Source organism: Mycobacterium mantenii (genome assembly GCF_001667865.1).
Classification (GTDB): domain Bacteria; phylum Actinomycetota; class Actinomycetes; order Mycobacteriales; family Mycobacteriaceae; genus Mycobacterium; species Mycobacterium mantenii_A.
Map to the genome: position 1 here is coordinate 1 of NZ_LZJP01000052.1, position 599 is coordinate 599.

Annotated in this window: 1 protein-coding gene; it reads right to left on the bottom strand. The window is 58.3% G+C overall.

Annotated features, from left to right (window positions below):
* Positions 1–599, bottom strand: a 599-nt coding sequence (locus A5688_RS08590; protein WP_068268124.1) for a class I SAM-dependent methyltransferase, incomplete at both ends; no start/stop codon positions are given.

Below are 599 nucleotides of genomic sequence, written 5' to 3' on the forward strand. Positions count from 1 at the left end.
CGGTCGTAGACCTCTTGCGATTGGACAGCGATCGCCTTGTCCTTATTGGCTTCCAGATTGGCCGCCCATATGTTGAGGGTCCGCTCGTAATGCTTCTGCAGCAACTGCACCCGTTCGATCGAGAAGCCAGCAGCCTCACCGAACTTGAAGATATCCTCCTGCGCCGGCAGCTGTCCGCCGGGGAAGATTTCCTGGCCGATGAATCGCATGAAGCGCAAATCGCTCATCGTGATCGAAACACCGCGCTCATGCTGCTGCTTTTGGGAATACGCCAAAATCGTGTGCAACAGCATGCGGCCGTCATCGGGAAGGATGTCGTACGCGCGCTCGAAAAATGCCGAGTAGCGCTCCATCTTGAAAGCTTCGAAGGCGCCGATCGTGACAATCCGGTCGACCTTGTCTTCGAACTCTTCCCAGCCTTGTAGGCGCACCTCGATGTTGCGGTCGGTCGGCAACGCGGCCAGCTTGTTCTTGCTGTACTCGAACTGATTGCGGCTCAGCGTGATTCCGATGACGTTGACGTCATATTTCTCGATGGCCCGCCGCAGCGTGGCGCCCCAGCCGCAACCGATGTCCAGCAGCGTCATCCCGGGCTCGAG